The sequence below is a fragment of the Oscillibacter hominis genome, from assembly GCF_014334055.1.
In the GTDB taxonomy this organism is placed as follows: domain Bacteria; phylum Bacillota; class Clostridia; order Oscillospirales; family Oscillospiraceae; genus Oscillibacter; species Oscillibacter hominis.
Genome location: NZ_CP060490.1, coordinates 1161481 through 1180718 on the forward strand (window position 1 = coordinate 1161481; position 19238 = coordinate 1180718).

Below are 19238 nucleotides of genomic sequence, written 5' to 3' on the forward strand. Positions count from 1 at the left end.
GACATGGTGCAGAAAAAGGGCAGAAAAAAAGCCCCAGGCAACTGCCCGAAGCTTTTCTCAATTGATCACACCGCTCTGGTAACCTTACCGGAACGCAGACACCGGGTACAAACATATACATGGCGGGGCGTACCGTTGATGATTGCCTTCACGCGCTTTACATTGGGCTTCCAGGAACGATTGGCGCGTTTGTGGGAGTGAGAAACCTTGATACCAAAGGCGACACCCTTATCGCAAAACTCGCACTTAGCCATCCGTTGCACCTCCTTGCTGTTGCTATTTCTGCCTATTTCAAACAGGCACGTCTGATATAATAGCAGAAGTTTTCATAAAATGCAAGGGATATTCAAAAAAATTTCCCCTTCTTTTTACAGAAAATACAAAACCAAGGATCGGGAAACTATTTTTCCGCTGCTATTGCGAAAAATACCCGGGTAAGCTATAATCAGATTGACCAAAATTTCAGGCGAAACTGCTATAAATTTCCAGAAGATACAGCCTGGAGAGAGGCTTCTTCTCTCCGGCGGAAAGGCGTCGTTATTTTATGAGTGAACAAGGAGTGAAGGTTTCCGAGGCAGTCAGTATTTTTGGGTTGGAGATTCTCAACCGTGGTAAAGATTATGATACCGCTCTGCTGACGATTACGGATGTGAACCGGCCCGGGCTGCAGTTTCTGGGCTCGTTTGACTATTTTGATCCCCGGCGCCTGCAGATCATCGGCAAGGCGGAGATCACCTATCTTGGCGGACTGAGCAGCAAAAGGCGCCAGGAGTCCTATGACAACATCTTCCAGTATGACATTCCGGCCCTCGTCATCGCAAGGGGGCTCGAATGCTCCGAAGAGTGCCTGAACAGCGCCAGGCGCTTTGAGCGGACACTATTGCGCACCGATGAGACCACCGTGGAGTTCACCAGCCACATGATCGAATATCTGAACCACAAGCTGGCCCCCACGGTGACGCGCCACGGCGTGCTGATGGATGTCTACGGTGAGGGCGTGCTGCTGTTGGGAGAGTCCGGCATCGGCAAGAGTGAGACGGCCATTGAACTGGTGATGCGCGGGCACCGGCTGGTGTCCGACGACGCGGTGGAGATCCGCCAAATCTCCGACTATCTCGTGGGCACGGCCCCGGAGCTGATCCGCCATTATGTGGAGCTGAGGGGGATCGGCGTCATCGATGTGCGTCAGCTTTTCGGCATGCGTGCCATCAAAACCGATGCCCAGATCGACCTGGTGGTCCAGATGGAGCAGTGGGACGAGGATAAATTTTACGACCGGTTGGGCATTGAAACCCATTTTATGACTATTATGGATGTGAAGGTGCCCTGCGTGACCATGCCGGTCCGCCCGGGCCGGAACCTGGCCAGCATTGTGGAGGTGGCGGCCCTGAACAACCGCCACCACCGCTATGGCTTCAATGCCGCCGAGGAACTGTCCCGGCGCATTGACAAGCACGTGGATAAGGGGAAGAAGTAATCATGTATCTTGGGATCGACATCGGCGGAACCAATTTGAAAGCAGGGCTGGTGGATGAGTCGGGAACCCTCCTGCGGACCCGGAAAGAGCCCCTGGGCCGTGTGTCGGACCCGGAGGAGCTTGCCGCCCGGCTGGCCGGCATGGCCCGGGCCGCAGCGGCGGAGGACCTGGCTCAGGTCCAGTCGGTGGGCATGGGCGTCCCCGGCGCTGTGGAGGGCGGCACCATTGTCTACACATGCAACATCCCCATGAAGAACATCCCCATGGAGCGGATGTTCCGTTCACACCTGGACCTGCCGGTGCACCTTGGAAACGACGCGGACTGCGCCGCATTGGGGGAGTATCACTGCGGCGCCGGGAAGGGCTGCCGCAGCCTGGTGGCCATTACGCTGGGGACGGGGATCGGCGGCGGCATGGTTTTTGACGGGAAAATTTACGAAGGCCTGGGCATGGCCGGCGAGGTGGGCCACATGGTGGTGGAGCCCGGCGGAGTCCCCTGTCCCTGCGGCCGGCGGGGCTGCTGGGAGCAGTATGCCTCCGCCAGCGGATTGAGGCGCATGACCTGGGAGGCCATGGAGGCCCACCCGGAGAGCCTCCTCTGGACGATCACCGGCGGGAAGTGGGAGCGGCTCAATGGCGGCACGGCGTTTAAAGCGGCCAGACGGGGCGATGAGGCCGCCCGGGCCGTGTGCGGGACGTATATCCGCTACCTTGCCCAGGGGATCACCAATCTGGTCAATCTGCTCCACCCCGAGGTTTTGGCCATTGGCGGCGGCATCAGCAACGAGCGGGAGGAGTCCTTGCTCCGGCCGGTGCGGGAGATTGTGGACCGGGAGTGCTATGCCAGCCACGGCGGGCGGAAAACCCGGGTGGTCAAGGCGCTTCTTGGAAATGACGCCGGTGTGATCGGCGCGGCGTTTTTGGGACGCAGCCGCTGAAAAACAGCTTTTGGAGGAATATATGTTCTGGTACGAGTGCTTGGATGAAAAGGTAAAGGAGTATCTGCCGGATTTGAAGCTGGCCTGTGACGAGCCCATGAGCCGCCACACCTCCTTCCACATCGGAGGGCCGGCAAAGCGGATGGCTTTCCCGGCCAGCAGGGCCCAGGCGGTGCTGCTGGCCCATTTTGCCCGGGAGTGCGGCGCAAGGGCCCTGGTGCTGGGCAACGGCACCAACCTCCTGACGGCGGATGAGGGGCTGGACCTGCTGGCGATCAACCTCTCCCAGTCCCTTACGTCCATTCGCCGGACCGGGGAGTGCCTGATAGAGGCCGATGCGGGGGTGTCCCTTGCGAGACTTGCGGACTTTGCCAGGAAGGCCTCCCTCACCGGGCTGGAGTTCGCCCACGGTATTCCGGGCTCCCTGGGGGGAGGCGTGTGCATGAACGCCGGGGCCTACGGCGGTGAGATGTGTCAGGTGGTGGAGGAGGTCACGGCCCTTTTTCCCGACGGCGTGCGGACCTTAAGAGGCGACGAACTGAAGTTCGGCTACCGCCACAGCGTATTCTCCGATCAGTCCGACTCGGTGATCCTTTCGGCCCTGATAAGGCTCCGGAGTGGAGAGGAACAGCAGATCAAGGCGCAGATGGAGGAGCTGTTGAGGCGGAGGAAGGCCAGCCAGCCCCTGGAGTATCCCAGCGCAGGCAGCACCTTCAAACGACCTGCCGGACATTACGCCGGTACGCTGATCGACCAATGCGGACTGAAGGGCCGTACAGTGGGCGGCGCCCAGGTGTCTGAAAAACACGCCGGATTCATCATCAACCGGGGCGGGGCCACCTTCGCCGACGTGACAGAACTGATCCGGCTGGTACAGGAGACGGTGCTCCGGGAGAGCGGCGTGCAGCTGGAGCCGGAAGTGCGGATCATCCGCTGAAAGAAGTGAAACCATGGAAATTGTAATCATCACCGGACTCTCCGGAGCGGGGAAGAGCAAGGCCGCCTCCTTTTTGGAGGACATGGGCTTTTATATTGTGGACAATATGCCCGCGGCCATGATTTTAAAGTTTGCGGAGTTCTGCATCACAAGCAATGGGCGCTACGACCGGGTGGCGCTGGTGTACGATGTGCGCACCAGCTCCAACTTCAGCGAGCTGTTCGACGTGCTGGACCAATTGCAGAAGATGAAGTGCACCTGCCATACGCTCTTTTTGGAGGCCGCGCCGGAAATCCTCATCCAGCGCTATAAGGAGTCCCGCCGCCTCCACCCGCTCATGAGCGGAGGGACCAGCCTGGAGGAGGTCGTCGGCCGGGAGCGGGAGCTTTTGCAGCCGGTGCGGGAGCGCGCGGACTACCTCATCGACACCAGCAACCTCTCCACGGGGAAGCTGCGGGGAGAGCTGCTTCACCTGTTTGACACACAGGGCCGCAAGGGCGGCATGTCGGTCAATGTGATCTCCTTTGGGTATAAATACGGCATCCCCATGGAGGCGGACCTGGTGATGGATGTGCGCTTCCTGCCCAACCCCTTTTACGTGGAATCGCTGCGCCACAAAACCGGCCTGGACCAGGATGTCTACGACTATGTCTTTTCGTTCGAGCAGACCGGAGAGCTGATGAAGCACCTGGAGGAACTGATTTCCTTTGCCCTGCCGCTTTACGCGGAGGAGGGGAAGACCGTGCTGGTGATCGCCATCGGGTGCACAGGCGGCCATCACCGCTCTGTGGCGGTGGCCAGGACGCTGGCGGAGTATATCGGGAGGCTGGGCTATCAGGTCAGCGAAAACCACAGGGACATGACCCGAGGCTAAAGGAGCAGGGAAGTGGGAAATCGAACGACGGATTATCGGCTGCCCCGCATCCATGGTCCCCGGGTCGTCGCCATCGGCGGCGGGCACGGGCTGTCCACCATGCTGCGGGGCCTGAAAGCCTATACGGAAAACCTGACGGCCATCGTCACGGTGGCCGACGACGGGGGCGGCTCCGGCAGGCTCCGGGAGGACTTGGGCATGCCCCCTCCGGGGGACATCCGCAACTGCCTGGAGGCGTTGGCCAACACGGAGCCGCTGATGGCGGAGCTGATGCACTACCGCTTTCCGGACGGGCAGTTGGCCGGCCAGAGTTTTGGAAACCTTTTTCTGGCCGCACTCAACGGGATATCTCCCTCCTTTGACATGGCGGTGAGCCGTATGAGCGAGGTGCTGGCCATCACCGGGCGGGTGCTTCCTGTGACCAACGCAGATGTGAAGTTAGAGGCAGAATTTGAAAACGGCGCCCGTGTGGTGGGCGAGTCCAAAATCTGCGATTTCAAGAAGTCCCAGGACTGCCGCATCGCCCAGGTGCGGCTCCTGCCGGAGCGTCCGGCAGCGCTCCCCATGGCGATCGCTGCCATACGGGAGGCGGACATGATCCTGTTGGGGCCGGGAAGCTTATACACCAGCATCATCCCGAACCTTCTGGTGGAGGGAATTGTCCAGGCCATACAGGATTCCGACGCCCTGAAAATCTATGTCTGCAACGTGATGACACAGGATGGGGAGACGGAGGGCTATACGGTTTCCGATCACATCCGGGCCATTTTCCAGCACTCCGTCCAGGGGCTTTTCGACATCTGCCTGACCAATTCCTCCCCCATCCCCAAGGGTGTGGCGGCCCGCTACGCTTTGGAGGGGGCGCAGCCCATCTGCTGCGACCGGGAGGCGTGCCGTAAGCTGGGGGTGGAGGCGGTGAACCGGCCGGTCTCCACCGTGGAGAACGGCTTTGTGCGCCACAGCCCCGGGCACCTGGCGCGGGAGCTGATCCTACTCCACGCGGAGCGCAGCGTGCGAATCGCCGGAAAGCGGTTTGACTTTACAGATGATACATACCGGCTGGAGATCGAGAAGCGGTAAGGAGGCATGGATGTCATTTTCCTATGATGCAAAATTGGAGCTGTGCAGGCTGGCGGTGCAAAAGCTCTGCTGCGCCCGGGCGGAGGCATACGGGATTTTGCTCTACTGCAACACTTTCAGCACCACGGAGGTGCGGATCATCACAGAGAACAGTGAGTTTGCCCAGCGGCTCCCAAAACTCTTTCACCGGGCCTTCGGCCTGCGCTTTGACCGCCTTCCGGAGGCGGAGCAGGAGGGAAAGCTGATCTTCCAGATTACGGACCGGAAAAAGCTCCGCCACATCGTCAACCTCTTGGGGTACAGCCCGGAGCAGAACCTGGTGCTCCACGTGAATTTCGGCCTGCTGGAGGAGGAGTGCTGCCGGGCGTCCTTCCTCCGCGGCGTCTTCCTGGCCGGCGGCAGCTCCACCGATCCCCAAAAGCGCTACCATCTGGAGCTGGCCACCTCCCACCAGCAGGCGGGCCGGGAGCTGGAGTCGCTGCTGATGGATATGGGCTTCCAGCCTAAAAGCGTCCAGCGGAACGGCTACCATGTGACCTATTTCAAGCAGAGCGAGCACATTGAGGACTTTCTCACCCTGATTGGCGCCCCGGTGGCGGCCATGGCGGTGATGTCGGCCAAGGTGGAAAAGGACCTGCGCAACAGCATTAACCGCCGGCTCAACTGCGACACCGCCAATTTGGACAAGGCGGTGGACGCGGCCCAGGAGCAGTTGGAGGCCATCCGGAAGCTGATGGGCGTGGGGCTGATGGAGCAGCTGCCGGACAAGCTCCAGATGACGGCTGCAGCGCGGCTGGAAAACCCGGAGCTGACGCTCAGCGAGCTGGCGGAGACCTTTGAGCCGCCTATCACAAAATCCTGCCTGAACCACCGGCTGCGCAAGATTCAGCAGCTTGCTAAGGAGCTGTAGGCGGCGGGAATGTATAGAAAGGAGCGGGACCATGGCAACAAATCGCGCGGAACTTGCACTGGCCTATCACCAGAGGGGATATAACTGTGCCCAGAGTGTGCTGGCCTCGTTTGGGGACAAGACCGGCCTTTCAGAGCGGGAGGCCCTTGCCGTCGCCTCAGGGTTTGGAAAAGGGATCGGCAGCGGGGAAGAACTGTGCGGTGCCTTCGGCGGCGCGGTGATGGTGCTTGGCCTCATGGAATATCATCCGGGCCAGGATCCGTCTGAGGAAAAAAAGCGGATGTACCAGCAGACCTGCGAGCTGAAGGAGCGGTTCCGCCGGCGCTTCGGCATGCTGCGCTGCAACGAGCTTTTGGCGGCCGGCAAAGGGCCGGGGCGGCCCTGCGGCGCGCTGATCGAAGCTGCTGTGGTGATCACGGAAGAATACATAATGGAGAGTACGCTATGACACAATTTGAATTGGAGAGCAGCCTGACGGCGGAGGAGATTGTCGGCCGGCTGAAAGAGAATGCAGGCGTTTGGAGCGAAAAAAAGCTGTGGACCACCCGGAAGTCCTATTATTTCCGCAGTCGCAAAAACGGCCAGGTGGAGGTGGCCTATACGGGCAAGGTCTTCGGCGCCGTCTGTGCCAAGCTGCGGCTGACAAGGCGGGAAGCGGGCGGGACGGACGTTTCGGTGCGGGCCGGGATCGCTCCCACCACGCTGATCTGCTCGGTGCTTTTGCTGATCATCGCGCTGTGGCTTGCGGTCATGGACGTGAGGCTTTACGGCATCAGCGGCCTTGCACGGGACGTGCTCTATTTCCTGATCGCACTCCTGGGCATCCGTGAGGCGCTGCGCAACCGGAAAGAGGTCCCCGTGCTGGTGGAGTTCATTCAAAAAAATCTGGGCTGAGGAGGCGGAGCATGGCCTTTACCCATCTGCATGTGCATACGGAGTTCAGCCTTTTGGACGGCGCCTGCCGGATTCGGGACCTTCCGAAGCTGGTCAGGGAGCTGGGGCAGGAGGCCTGCGCCATCACGGACCACGGCGTCATGTACGGCGTGGTGGATTTTTACCGCGCCTGCAAGGCGGAGGGTGTCAAGCCCATCATCGGCTGCGAGGTCTATGTGACGCCGGAGGGGCGCACCCGGCTTCAAAAGCAGCACGAGTACGACGCAGAGAGCCGCCACCTGGTGCTGCTGTGCAAGGATGAGACCGGGTACCGGAACCTGAGCTATATGGTCTCCATGGCTTTTGTGGAGGGGTTCTACGTCCGGCCGCGGATTGATCTGGAGCTGCTGCGGGAGCACCACGAGGGACTCATCGCCCTCTCGGCCTGCCTTGCCGGCGAGATTCCCCGGCGGCTGAAAAACGGGGACTATGAGGGAGCAAAGCGCTATGCCCAGGAGATGTCGGAGCTCTTTGGGGAGGACAACTTCTACCTGGAGATGCAGGATCACGGCATCGCCGACCAGAAGCTTGTCAACCAGGGGATTCTGCGCATTCATCAGGAGACCGGCTTGCCCATTGTGGCCACCAACGACGCCCACTATCTGCGCAAGTCCGACGCCGCCAGCCACGATGTGCTGCTGTGCATCCAGACGGGCAAGACGGTGGAGGATGCAAACAGGATGCGCTATGAGCCCCAAAACTTCTATCTGCGCTCCGAGGCGGAGATGGCGGAGCTCTTCCCCCGGGAGGCCATTGAAAATACGGAGAAGATTGCCCGGCGGTGCAACGTGGAGTTCACCTTCGGAAAGTACCATCTGCCCGAGTTCCAGCTTCCGGAGGGCTATGACTCTTTCTCCTATATGAAAAAGCTCTGTGACGAGGGCTACCGCCGTCGCTACGGGGACGACAACAGCCATCGTCCGCAGCTGGAGTACGAGCAGGACATGATCGAGAAGATGGGCTTTACGGACTATTTTCTCATTGTCTCCGACTTTGTGCGCTTTGCAAGGGAGGCTGGGATTCCGGTGGGCCCGGGCCGCGGAAGCGCCGCCGGATCCATGGTGTCCTACTGCCTCCACATCACGGATATCGATCCCATCCAATACGGGCTCTATTTTGAGCGCTTCCTCAACCCTGAGCGGGTCAGCATGCCGGATATCGACATGGACTTCGGAGATACCCGGCGGGGCGAGGTGGTGGACTATGTCCGCCAAAAGTATGGGGACGACCACGTGGCGCAGATCGTCACCTTCGGCACCATGGCCGCCCGGGGCGCCATCCGGGATGTGGGCCGGGTGCTGAACATGCCCTATGCGGAAGTAGACGTGGTGGCCAAGCAGGTGCCCGCCACGCTGCACATCACCCTGGACGAGGCGCTGCGCCTCTCCAAGCCGCTGTCCGACCTCTATGAGAGCGATGAGAAAATCCACCGGCTCATTGACATCGCCCGTTCCATCGAGGGGATGCCCCGCCACGCGTCCACACATGCCGCCGGCGTTGTCATCACAAAAATGCCGGTCTATGAGTATGTGCCCCTGGCCAAGAACGACGACGCGGTGGTCTGCCAGTATGTCATGACCACGCTGGAGGAGCTTGGCCTTTTGAAGATGGACTTTTTGGGCCTGCGGAACCTGACGGTCCTGGATGACGCGGTGAAAATGCTCCAGCTCCACCAGCCGGGTTTCCGCCTGGAGGACATCCCGGAGGACGATGCAGAGACCTTTGAGATGCTCTCCCGGGGCCAGACCTCCGGCGTGTTCCAGATGGAGTCCACCGGCATGACCGGCGTGTGCGTGGGGCTCAAGCCCCAGAACATCGAGGACATCACCGCCATCATCGCCCTCTACCGTCCGGGCCCAATGGACTCCATCCCCCGGTTCATCGCCAGCAAGCAGAACCCGCAGATGATCCGTTACCGGCACCCATCCCTGGAGCCGATCCTCTCCATCACATATGGCTGCATTGTGTACCAGGAGCAGGTGATTGAGATATTCCGCCGCTTGGGCGGCTACTCCCTGGGCCAGGCAGACATGGTGCGCCGCGCCATCTCCAAGAAAAAGGCGGAGCAGATCAAGCGGGAAAAGGAGGCCTTCATCCACGGGGACGCAGAGCGGGGAATCTCAGGCTGTGTGAACAACGGCATCCCGGAGGAGACGGCGGAGGCCATCTATCAGGAGATATACGACTTTGCCAACTACGCCTTCAACAAGGCCCACGCCGTGGCCTATGCGGTGGTGGCGTATCAGACCGCCTACTTCAAATGCCACTACACCAAGGAGTACATGGCCGCGCTGCTCACCTCGGTTCTGGACAACTCAGATAAGGTTTCCGAGTACATCGCCGAGTGCAGGGACTGCGGCATCAAACTGCTGCCGCCGGACATCAACCGCTCCTGCGACCGCTTCACCGTGGAGGAGGAGGGAATCCGCTTCGGGCTGGTGGCCATCAAAAACATCGGCCGGGGCTTTATCCAGTCGGTGATGGAGGAGCGGGAGCGGGGGAGATTTACCTCCTTCCAGGATTTCTGCGAGCGGATGACCGGAAGCGATATGAACAAGCGGGCGGTGGAAAACCTGATCCGCAGCGGCGCATTCTCCTCCCTGGGGGCCCGGCGCTCCCAGCTGATGGCGGTCTATGAGCGGGTTTTGGACGCCATCGCCAGCAGCCGACGCCAAAACCTGGAGGGCCAGCTGGACTTTTTCGGCAGCGCCTCCGAGCCCTCAGGGGCAGGGCACATCCAACTGCCGGATGTGCCGGAGTACACTGCTTCGGAACTGATGAGCATGGAGAAGGACAGCACGGGCCTCTACCTCTCCGGCCATCCCATGGACGACTACAGGGATCTGGCAAGAAAGTCCGGCGCCGTGTCCATTGCCTCCATTTTGGAGGATTTTGCCCAGGAGACCGGCCCGGCCCGCTTTGCCGACGACCAGCGCGTCACCATCGCCGGCGTGGTGACCTCCAGCAAGACCAAGACCACGAAAAACAACTCCCTGATGGCCTACGTGATGGTAGAGGACGACACGGCGTCAATGGAGCTTTTGTGCTTTTCCCGGGTGCTGGAAGCCTGCGGAAGCTATCTGAAGGAAAACCAGGTGGTGATCGTCAAAGGCCGGCTTTCCGTGCGGGATGAAAAATCGCCTCAGATCATGGCCGACTCCATTCAGCCCCTGCGGGAGGGGCTCCCGGAAGAGGCCCCGGCCGGCAGGACCGATGGGAAGGTCTTGGACGGCCAGGTGCTCTACCTCCGCTTCCCCGGCGCCCAGAGCCCGGAATTCGAGCACATGAAGCTGGTCTTCCAGATGTTTCCCGGCACTACGCCGGTGAAGATGCGTATGGCGGACACGGGCAAACTCTTTGGGACCAACTGCCTGCTGCACCGTGCGCTTTTGGAGGAGCTGCGGGAGACCATCGGCGGGGAGAACATCGTCATCAAGTAGGTAAAAAAGAAAAGGGGCACCGCGGTTATCCGCGGTGCCCCTTGTTTGTTATGTTCTCTTTCCGTCCCCAAGCAGCGTGCCCAGAAGAGCGGAGTAGAGGCCCTCCGGATTGGTCCGGAAGCGGTTTTCCACCTCCTGCGCCATCTCCTCCCTGGGCACCATCAGGTCCAGCTCCATCACGCTGCCCACGTCGTCGCTGAGGGAGAGCGTCACGGTATAGGTCCCGTTGGGCCTGCGGCTTGTGGATGCCTTCACCTGGCTTTTGCGGCGGAGCTTTTGGTTGCAGATGGATACGTTTTTATCGGTGCGGATGCGGACGGAATAGGGCAGGCTGGAGGCGCAGATTTCACTGTTGCGCCGGCCCTTGTCCGTGATGGCGTAGAGGCCGTCCTCGGAAAGGGTCAGATGCCCGGTGCGCACCAAGTCCGCCAGGCAGTCTGAAAAATCAAAGTAATCGATCCCGTCATCGCACAGCGTCAGCTCCAGGACCGTGTCGAAGGGGATTGGCTCAATCACTCTGTCCGCTATATAGAGGATCAAAAATTTGATCTCTAATTTGTCCCGAATAAAACCAAACCCTGCCACGCTTTCAGCCTCCTGGAGACGAGAGTGCCGCGTTTGTTCACCGCAGCTTATGATCATATTATAGCGCATAAGGCGCAGGTTTGTATAGCAAAAATTTCCCTTTTGCCAAATTCCCTTGACGAACCCGTCAAATCCTTGGTATGATAAGAAAAATACAAAATATGACAATTTCCGCGGACGCATACTCTGTAGAAAGGCGGCTACCGTATGAGCAGACGAATGCTTGGCCTGATTTTGGCAGTTTTCATGATGATGACCCTTGTCTCCTGCAAAGAGGAGGGGACGTCCTCTTCCAGTCAAGGCATTGCCTCCGCGGCCTCACTTCAGTCAAATCCGGTTCAGGAGCCGGAGCCGCCTCAGGAGCCCGCTGCACGCAATCCGCTGACGGGAATGGGGATTGATCCGGAAAAGGCGGACGACCGTCCGGTGGCGGTAATGCTGAACAACCTCAAAGCGTCCCTCCCACAGTTGGGCGTTTCCAAGGCGGACATCATCTATGAGGTGCTCGCCGAGGGCGGCATCACCCGGATGCTCGCGGTCTTTCAGGACTTGGACGGCGTGGGCGACTTGGGGAGCATCCGCAGTACAAGAGCCTATTACCTGGAGATCGCCTTAGGCCACGATGCGATTTTGGTACATGCCGGCGGCAGCCCGGAGGCTTACTCCTGTATCCCCAAGTGGGGAGTGGACAATCTGGACGGGGTCAACGGCGGCAGCGAGCAGGAGATGTATTGGCGGGATCCGGAGCGGAGAAAGAACGCAGGGTATGAGCACAGCCTGCTGACCTCCGGAGAGAAGATTCAGGACTATCTTGCCGGAGGGCGCTATGCGTTGAAGCACGAGGACGGATACCGGTATGAGATGGCATTTGCAGAGGATGGCACCCCGGCGGGCGGCAGCGCGGCGGAACACGTCAGCGTAAAATTTTCAAAGTCCAAGACGGGGACATTCGACTATGACGCCGATCAAGGCGCCTATCTGGTGGGCCAGTACAACAGCGCCTATGTGGACGGTGATACGGGAGAGCAGGTGTCTGTGACCAACGTGCTGGTGCTGCGGACGCGGATCAGCCTGATCTCCGGAGACAGTGCGGGACGCATTTCCGTGGATTTGAGCTCAGGCGGCGAGGGGATGTATTGCTGCGGCGGCAAGTCCGTGCCCATCCGCTGGAGCAAGCCCGGCAGGACGGATCCCTTTTCCTACACCCTGGAGGACGGCACGCCGCTTACGTTGGGCCGGGGCGCCACATATGTCTGTATTGTTGGACTGGACAGCGCGGTAACCGCAGAGTGAGTGAACTGATACCATAGGAGAGAGGAGCGGGGCATCCGCTCCTCTCACGCTTTTTGGGCAGGCGCATACACTGGACTGAAAGAGTCCTTCTTTCAACTCAGTTACTTATTAGGAGGTATTGAGATGCCTGATAAAGTCATGCCCGGCCCTGTTGATGAAAACTGTGGCCCTCGGGAGGCTGTTTGCATTCACACAAAAAAAATCTTCGATTCCTGCAGAGACAAAGATTGCGTTGAGGACCTGCGCTTCTATCCCACGCTGTCTTCTGTGGAGACGATCAACCGCGCCCTGAACGTAAAGGGCGGCACCGCCGAACTGTGCCACGTCTATGTGGATGTGGAGCCCGTGTCCTTTAACCGCGGGTTTTACACCGTCGATATGCGCTTTTTCTATCGCGTCACCCTGCAGGCTTATCTGAGCTGCCCCCGCCCCGTTGAGGTGGAGGGCCTGTGCGTGTTCGATAAGCGGGTGATCCTCTTTGGCAGCGAAGGCAGCGCCAAGATTTTCTCCTCTGAAGTGCGCGTCTGCGATATGGACCGCCAGATGAAGGAGAAGAGCAACATGCCGGTTGCCGTGGTGGAAGCCGTGGATCCCATCGTGCTGGATGCCAAGCTGACGGAGTGCTGCGACAGACGCTGCTGCGACTGCGACCTGTGCGAGATCCCCTGCTGCGTCACCAGCTGCTTCGGCGCCGACCTTTGCAGCGGCGACGACTGCAAGCGGGTCTACGTCACCCTGGGCCAGTTTTCCATCGTCCGCCTGGAGCGGGATACCCAGCTGCTGGTGCCCGTGTACGACTACTGCATGCCCAACAAGGAGTGCGCCAGTGGGAATTCCGGCGATGATCCCTGCGACCTGTTCCGCAACATTGCATTCCCCACCGGCGAGTTCTTCCCGCCCAACACCATCCGCAACCCTGAAAACTACGAGGATACGAAGGCCTACTGCTGCTGCAAATAACAGAGCAGCCTCCCGCCCGCCGATTTTCGGCGGGCGGGTTTTTTATACCGAAATGAAAGCCGAAAGTTTCCGTCATAGAGTGGGACGAGCGTTCATAGAGTAGAGTGCAGAGGAAAGGGGAGAGTCCTGTGGAATATAAAAGGACTGCAATGACATGTTTTCAGCAGGCGGCGGAGTGCCTGCCCATGCGCCTGCGGACCCAGGTGAACCACCTGCCGGAAGAGGTCAAGCAGCAGGCAGAGGAATTTCGCCTGCGGGTGGGCCGCCCTTTGTCCATATTGACGCCGGAGGGGGAACAGCGGCCCTGGACTGAGCAGGTAAGCGGAGAGGATTTGGAGACAGTGGTCAATATGGCCACGGAATTTTCCCGCTACTCCGCGGTGGAATCACTGCGCAACGGATATCTGAGCGCCAGGGGCGGCTGCCGGATTGGGCTTTGCGGCACAGCGGTTCTGCGGGACGGCGTCAACACCAACCTGCGGGATTTGACCTCCGTGGCCATCCGCATCGCCAGGGAGAAGATCGGGATTGCCGAGCCGCTCATGTCTCAGCTCTTTGAGGAGGGCGTATTCCAAAGCACCCTGATCCTGGCGCCGCCGGGAGGGGGGAAGACCACGCTGCTGCGGGACATGGTCCGGTGCCTGTCCAACGGAGGGGAGGGGCGGCCCTCCCACCGGGTCAGCGTGGTGGACGAGCGTGGGGAGATCGCGGTGTGCTGCCAGGGGGAGCCTCAGATGGACATGGGGAGCTGTACGGATGTGCTGGACGGCTGTCCCAAGGCCATGGGCATCCCCATGGTGATGCGTGCCATGAATCCGCAGATCATCGCCGTGGATGAGATCACCATGGAGGAGGATATCCGGGCCATGGCCTCCGCGGCCAACTGCGGCGTTTCCCTCCTGGCCACGATCCACGCCGCGGGAACAGAGGAACTCATGCAAAAGCCCCTCTATCATCAGCTCTTGAATGCACGGGTATTTGACCGGGCGGTCCTCATCCGCTGTGAGGGAGCGGAGCGCGTCTACCAGGTGGAAGAGCTGCCATGCTGAGGTCGGCGGGGTGCCTCCTGATCCTGTCCGGAGGATTTTGGGGCTGGTACGACACGGTGAGGCGTTGGCGTCAGGAGCTGCGGCTGGTGGAGCAGATGGCGTCGGATTTGGAGCAGATGGAAAATGAGATCGCCCTTTCCCTGACGCCCATGCCCCGGCTTCTGAAAAAGCTGGTCTCCCACCGCTTCACCGGCGCTTTCTTTGGCGCCGTCGCCGATCGGATTTCCCGGGGCGGAGATTTGGGACAGGCCTGGCGGGAAGAGGCAGCACACCACTTCTCAGGGCCGGCGCGGCGTACTTTGATGGAGCTGCGGCTGGACGGGGACGAGGCCAGCGTGCGCAGGCACCTCACCTGGGCGGCCCAGCAGCTGCGCCGGCAGGCCCAGGCGGATCGGAACCGGCAGAAGGACCGGGAGAAGCTCTGCACGGCACTGTGCGCTTCCGGAGCGCTGTTTCTGGTGATCCTGCTGCTCTGAGGCATATCTTGCCCCACGCGCTCATAGAGTGGAGCATGTCCAAATTTTACAGAAGCGAGGCCTTGACGATGGATGTGGATTTGATCTTTAAAATTGCGGCGATTGGCATTTTGGTGGCGGTTCTCAATCAACTGCTGATCCGCTCCGGCCGGGAGGAGCAGGGGCTGATGGTGGTGCTGGCCGGGCTGGTGATTGTCCTGATGATGCTGGTGCAGAAGATCAGCGATCTCTTTGAACTGGTCAAGACACTGTTCCACTTTTAATAGGATGGAGCGGATGGCCCAGGTGGCAGTCCTTTGCATCGTCGGAGCCGTGCTGGGACTGCTGATGAAGAAAAACGCGCCGGAGACGGCGCTGCTCCTGACGCTGGCGGTGGGCGCGGTGATCCTGCTCTGCCTGCTGCAGGACGCGGGGGAGATACTGGAGTTTTTACAGGAATTGACGGAGGAGACGGCAGTGCCTCAGGCGGTATTTACACCGCTTCTGAAAACCGTCGGCATCGCCCTTGTGGCGAAAGTGGGCAGTGACCTCTGCCGGGATGCGGGCGAGTCGGCCCTGGCCTCTTTGACGGAGACGGCTGGAGCCATCTGCGCCATCCTTGCCGCGCTGCCCCTGCTGCGGTCGGTGATCAAGCTGCTGTTGGAGTTGCTATGAGACGATTTGTGATCTGTTTTTTGCTGGCGTGCGTGCTCTGCACGTCGACCGCGGCAGCTGAGGTTCCCGACGATCTGGCGGACGCCGCCCCTGAGCAGGAGCTGTTGGAGGGCATGGATTTCAGCGGGGTGGGCGCGTTCAATGAGGGGATTGGACGCATGGGACAGGCCGTGCAGGATCAGTTGGGCGCCATCGTGCGCTCCCGGGTGCGGAACCTGGTGCTGCTGCTGATGGTGGTGCTGCTGTGCGGCCTGACGGACGGGTTTTTCCAGGGCACAGCAAGCAGCCGGATCCGGAACTTTGTGCCCATGGCCGGAGCGCTGTCCATCACGCTGCTCTCCGCCGGCAGCATTGACTCGCTCATCGGCCTGGGCGCCGGAACCATTGAGGAGCTCAACCAGTTTTCTAAGGCGCTGCTGCCTACTCTGGCGGCGGCGACAGCGGCCTGCGGGTCGGTGGGGACCGCCACAGTGCATCAGGTGGCCACCGTGTTTTTTGTGGACCTGCTGCTCAATCTGATCAATGGCATTTTGATCCCCATGACCTATCTGTACATCGGTGCGCTGACCGCTGGGGTGATGCTGCCGGATTACCCGTTGGGAGGGATCGCGGAGATGCTGAAAAAGGTGATTACCTGGATTCTCAGCGGCGCACTGCTGATTTTTACCGCCTATTTGGGAGTGGGGCACATCATCTCCGGCGCCGCCGACGCGCTGACTGTCCGTGTGGCCAAGACCGCCATCTCCGGGATGGTCCCGGTGGTGGGCGGCATCATCTCCGAGGCTTCGGAGACGGTGCTGGCTGGGGCGGGCATGCTGAAAAACACCATCGGCATCTTCGGCATGCTGGTGGTGATGGCCACCTGCCTGGTCCCGTTTTTGCAGTTGGGGGTGCAGTACCTCCTCTATAAGTTAGCGGCCTTTGCCTCCGGCGCGGTGGGGATTGCGCCCCTGGTGAAGCTGCTGAGCGGCCTGGGCGGCGCCTTTGGCCTGGTGTTGGGGATGACCGGCTCCTGCGCGCTGCTGCTGCTGATCTCCCTCCTTTCCTCCGTGGCGGCGGTGGTTCCATGATTGAGGCGCTGAGAAGCTGGCTGACCGGCATTGTGGCGGCCACGGTGCTGGTGTCGGTGGCAGAGAGCATCATCCCAGAGGGGTCCATCCGGAAAATCGCCCGGTTCACCGGGGGGTTGGCCCTTTTGCTGGTGATCCTCCAGCCGCTGCTTCAGATTCAGCCGGAGGAGTTCTCCCTGGACTTCAGCCGCTGGGAGGCTGAAATCCAGTCCCAGCAGGCCGATTACGAGGCGGAAAATGAAAAAAACCTCCGGACAATCATACAGGAGAAAACGGAAGCATATATCTCAGACAAAGCGGACGAACTGGGGGTTCGATGCACGCCTTCCGTCAAGGTGGAGGGCGACGACCCGCCCTGTCCCACGGAGTTGACGCTGAGCGGAGAAACTTCAGAGGAGCTGGCCGGCTACATCGAGCAGGAGTTAGGCATCCCCAGGGAAAAGCAGACCTGGAAAGGAACATGAAAAGGATGAAGGCAATCAAAAAAGACGCGGTGCGGTCGCTGTGGGACCGCTACAAATACGTGGTGCTGGTGATTCTGGCCGGTGTGGCGCTGCTGGCCTGGCCCTCGGGAAACCGGGAAAAGGAAGCGCCCACCGCCGCGCCAACTGCGGAGGAGCCCACCCTTGAGGAGACCGAGGAGCGGATGCAGTCGATCCTCTCAAAAATCAGCGGCGTTGGGAACCTGACGCTGATGCTCACGTTGGACTCCACTGGGGAAAAGGCCCTGGCACAGGATACGGAACTCAGCTACAGCGGGGCCACGGAGGCTCCGGAGGATTACCAGCGCCGCTCGGAGACCGTGGTGCTCTCAGAGAGCGGCGGGGGAGAAGGCGCGATCATCACAAAAAACACCTGCCCGGTTTACCGGGGAGCGCTGGTGGTTTGTGAGGGCGGGGCAAACCCGGAGGTAAAGTTAGCGCTCACGCAGGCGGTTGCCGCCCTGACCGGGCTGAGCTCAGATCGGATTACGGTGGTCAAATGTCAGTGATAATTTGGAAAAGGGGACGTACGATGAACAGGAATTTCAAACGGAACATGGTAGTGGCTACGGTGTTGCTCTTTGTCTGCGCGGCGGTATATCTGAACTGGAAATACGCCGGCAATGTGGCAGACCCCGGCGAGGCGGTGGAGACCAAGACCCTGGGGGAATCCACCCTGGTCAGCAAGACGGAGACTGACGGCGAGCCCACGGACGAGGCGGCGGTCTACGGAGAAGGCTCCGATTACTTTGCAACGGCCCGGCTGACCCGCCAGCAGGCCAGGGACAACGCGCTGAACCTGCTGAAAGAAGCTTCTGAGGAGGAAAACGCGGACCAGGAGACGCTGAACGCGGCCTCCGAGGGGATTCAGGCCCTGGCGTCCTATACGCTTCAGGAGGCCCAGATTGAAAACCTGGTCACCGCCAAGGGCTACACCGACTGCGTGGCATTCATGGGCGCGGACAGCCTCAGCGTGGTGGTGGCGCCTCCCGATGCCGGAGAGCTGACGGCCCAGGATGTGGCAAAAATTACCGATATCGCCATGACGGAAACCGGGTACAAGGCGGATCAGATCAAAATCCTGCCGGCAAATTAGAGGTTGTATTTTACAGGGCGGCGTGATAAAATACACAAATAGAATCCCTTACTATGCATGTCACAAAAGACGTATTGTTCAGAGGAGAGTAAGCGAATGAGCGATAACAAAGAATATATGACCCACCTGGAAGAGGGCGGAAGCATCAATATTTCCGAAGATGTGGTTGCCGCCATCGCCGTGTCCGCCGCCCGGGAAGTGGAAGGTGTGGCAGGTATGATGTCCACCAGCGCCGGGAATGTGTCGGAGCTGATGAAAAAGGGTCTGGCCAAAGGCGTTAAACTGGACGTCACCGAGGATGCCATCACCTTGGAGCTGTATCTCAATGTCTCCTACGGCCACGCCATTCCCGAGGTGGCCGAGAATGTCCAGAAGGCCGTTTCCTCCGCCGTGGAGGCGATGACCGGGTTTTCTGTGAGCACCGTGAACGTTCATGTGACCGGGATCAGCCTGTAACGTCAACAAAAGAGAAAAGGACGAATTGACTATGACGCGGAATACCGCAAGAGAGATCGCAATCCATCTTTCCTACGAGTTGAATTTCACCGACAAAACCGTGGAGGAGCTGCTCCAGAGCCGCCTGACCCCCGAGTCGTTTTCCCGCCTTGCGACGGAGGACGCACTCTATCAGGAGTCGCCCAACGCCAAGCAGGCGGCCTATATCCGTGCGCTGGTGGGCGGCGTTGCGGAGCATGCAGCGGAATTGGACGGTTACATCGCCAAATATGCGGTGGGATGGAATTTCGCGCGGATTCCGCTGGTGGCCTCCGCCATTATGCGCGTGGCCATGTATGAGATTCTCTATATGCCGGAGATCCCCAACGGCGCGGCAATCAACGAAGCGGTGGAGATCGCCAAAAAATACGAGACCCCGGAAACCGTAAAATTTATGAACGGGATTTTGGGCAGTTTCGTCCGGCAGGAAGTTTCACAATAGAGCCACAGAGCGCAGCGAGCCGGTTTGCTGCGCTCTGATTTTCGTTT

23 protein-coding genes are annotated in these 19238 nt (G+C 60.0%); 21 read left to right on the plus strand and 2 right to left on the minus strand.

Annotated elements, in window-relative coordinates:
• Positions 1–65: 65 nt before the first annotated feature.
• Positions 66–254 (minus strand): 50S ribosomal protein L28, encoded by a 189-nt coding sequence (gene rpmB, locus H8790_RS05810; protein WP_187333944.1) that lies wholly within the window; start codon positions 252–254, stop codon positions 66–68.
• A gap of 290 nt (positions 255–544) precedes the next feature.
• Here rpmB and hprK point away from each other — a divergent pair, with 290 nt between their 5' ends.
• Genes hprK through H8790_RS05855 form a run of 9 tightly spaced genes read left to right on the plus strand, consistent with a single transcriptional unit; the run spans position 545 to position 10589 of the window.
• Positions 545–1477: an HPr(Ser) kinase/phosphatase gene (gene hprK / locus H8790_RS05815; RefSeq protein WP_187333945.1), complete on the plus strand. Its 933-nt coding sequence runs from the start codon at positions 545–547 to the stop codon at positions 1475–1477.
• Positions 1478–1479: 2 nt separating this feature from the next.
• Positions 1480–2415, plus strand: coding sequence for an ROK family protein (locus H8790_RS05820; protein ID WP_187333946.1), 936 nt, complete (start codon positions 1480–1482; stop codon positions 2413–2415).
• 22 nt (positions 2416–2437) lie between these two features.
• On the plus strand, positions 2438–3352 hold the full coding sequence (gene murB, locus H8790_RS05825) for a UDP-N-acetylmuramate dehydrogenase (protein WP_187333947.1): 915 nt from the start codon (positions 2438–2440) through the stop codon (positions 3350–3352).
• A 13-nt stretch (positions 3353–3365) separates the two neighbouring features.
• On the plus strand, positions 3366–4226 hold the full coding sequence (gene rapZ / locus H8790_RS05830) for an RNase adapter RapZ (RefSeq protein WP_187333948.1): 861 nt from the start codon (positions 3366–3368) through the stop codon (positions 4224–4226).
• Between the two features lie 12 nt (positions 4227–4238).
• The gene (locus H8790_RS05835; RefSeq protein ID WP_187333949.1) at positions 4239–5306 is read left to right on the plus strand and encodes a gluconeogenesis factor YvcK family protein; all 1068 of its coding nucleotides are present in this window, start codon (positions 4239–4241) and stop codon (positions 5304–5306) included.
• A 10-nt stretch (positions 5307–5316) separates the two neighbouring features.
• The gene (whiA, locus tag H8790_RS05840; protein ID WP_187333950.1) at positions 5317–6216 is read left to right on the plus strand and encodes a DNA-binding protein WhiA; all 900 of its coding nucleotides are present in this window, start codon (positions 5317–5319) and stop codon (positions 6214–6216) included.
• Positions 6217–6247: 31 nt separating this feature from the next.
• Entirely contained in the window at positions 6248–6664 is a 417-nt protein-coding gene (locus tag H8790_RS05845; RefSeq protein WP_187333951.1) for a C-GCAxxG-C-C family protein, read from the plus strand.
• Positions 6661–7110, plus strand: coding sequence for a hypothetical protein (locus tag H8790_RS05850; RefSeq protein ID WP_187333952.1), 450 nt, complete (start codon positions 6661–6663; stop codon positions 7108–7110). Before H8790_RS05845 ends, H8790_RS05850 begins: the two co-directional genes overlap by 4 nt.
• A gap of 11 nt (positions 7111–7121) precedes the next feature.
• A complete protein-coding gene (locus tag H8790_RS05855; protein WP_187333953.1) occupies positions 7122–10589 on the plus strand; it encodes a DNA polymerase III subunit alpha in 3468 nt (1155 codons plus the stop codon).
• Between the two features lie 48 nt (positions 10590–10637).
• On the opposite strand, the gene H8790_RS05860 is transcribed toward H8790_RS05855, so the two are convergent.
• Positions 10638–11174: a DUF4364 family protein gene (locus tag H8790_RS05860; protein ID WP_243208579.1), complete on the minus strand. Its 537-nt coding sequence runs from the start codon at positions 11172–11174 to the stop codon at positions 10638–10640.
• 207 nt (positions 11175–11381) lie between these two features.
• Between H8790_RS05860 and H8790_RS05865 the strand changes: the two genes are divergently transcribed.
• The 12 genes from H8790_RS05865 (at position 11382) to nusB (ending at position 19191) form a co-directional block, all read left to right on the plus strand.
• Complete coding sequence (locus tag H8790_RS05865) at positions 11382–12467, plus strand: DUF3048 domain-containing protein (protein ID WP_187333955.1); 1086 nt, start codon at positions 11382–11384, stop codon at positions 12465–12467.
• A 123-nt stretch (positions 12468–12590) separates the two neighbouring features.
• Positions 12591–13427 (plus strand): hypothetical protein, encoded by an 837-nt coding sequence (locus H8790_RS05870; protein WP_187333956.1) that lies wholly within the window; start codon positions 12591–12593, stop codon positions 13425–13427.
• A gap of 149 nt (positions 13428–13576) precedes the next feature.
• Positions 13577–14476, plus strand: a complete 900-nt coding sequence (locus tag H8790_RS05875; protein ID WP_187333957.1) for a stage III sporulation protein AA — start codon at positions 13577–13579, stop codon at positions 14474–14476.
• Positions 14470–14952 carry a stage III sporulation protein AB gene (locus H8790_RS05880; RefSeq protein WP_187333958.1) on the plus strand — a complete coding sequence of 161 codons (483 nt, stop codon included), beginning with the start codon at positions 14470–14472 and terminating at the stop codon, positions 14950–14952. Before H8790_RS05875 ends, H8790_RS05880 begins: the two co-directional genes overlap by 7 nt.
• 68 nt (positions 14953–15020) lie before the next feature.
• A complete protein-coding gene (spoIIIAC, locus tag H8790_RS05885; RefSeq protein ID WP_187334241.1) occupies positions 15021–15215 on the plus strand; it encodes a stage III sporulation protein AC in 195 nt (64 codons plus the stop codon).
• A gap of 13 nt (positions 15216–15228) precedes the next feature.
• Positions 15229–15606 carry a stage III sporulation AC/AD family protein gene (locus H8790_RS05890; RefSeq protein ID WP_241426680.1) on the plus strand — a complete coding sequence of 126 codons (378 nt, stop codon included), beginning with the start codon at positions 15229–15231 and terminating at the stop codon, positions 15604–15606.
• Entirely contained in the window at positions 15603–16676 is a 1074-nt protein-coding gene (locus H8790_RS05895; protein WP_187333959.1) for a stage III sporulation protein AE, read from the plus strand. The genes H8790_RS05890 and H8790_RS05895 overlap by 4 nt, the downstream gene beginning before the upstream one ends.
• A complete protein-coding gene (locus tag H8790_RS05900; protein WP_187333960.1) occupies positions 16673–17140 on the plus strand; it encodes a stage III sporulation protein AF in 468 nt (155 codons plus the stop codon). Before H8790_RS05895 ends, H8790_RS05900 begins: the two co-directional genes overlap by 4 nt.
• A 5-nt stretch (positions 17141–17145) precedes the next feature.
• The gene (locus tag H8790_RS05905; RefSeq protein WP_187333961.1) at positions 17146–17667 is read left to right on the plus strand and encodes a stage III sporulation protein AG; all 522 of its coding nucleotides are present in this window, start codon (positions 17146–17148) and stop codon (positions 17665–17667) included.
• 23 nt (positions 17668–17690) lie between these two features.
• Entirely contained in the window at positions 17691–18254 is a 564-nt protein-coding gene (locus tag H8790_RS05910) for a SpoIIIAH-like family protein (protein ID WP_187333962.1), read from the plus strand.
• 96 nt (positions 18255–18350) lie between these two features.
• Positions 18351–18710, plus strand: coding sequence for an Asp23/Gls24 family envelope stress response protein (locus tag H8790_RS05915; RefSeq protein ID WP_187333963.1), 360 nt, complete (start codon positions 18351–18353; stop codon positions 18708–18710).
• A gap of 31 nt (positions 18711–18741) precedes the next feature.
• Positions 18742–19191, plus strand: coding sequence for a transcription antitermination factor NusB (gene nusB, locus H8790_RS05920; protein ID WP_187333964.1), 450 nt, complete (start codon positions 18742–18744; stop codon positions 19189–19191).
• Positions 19192–19238 lie beyond the last annotated feature (47 nt).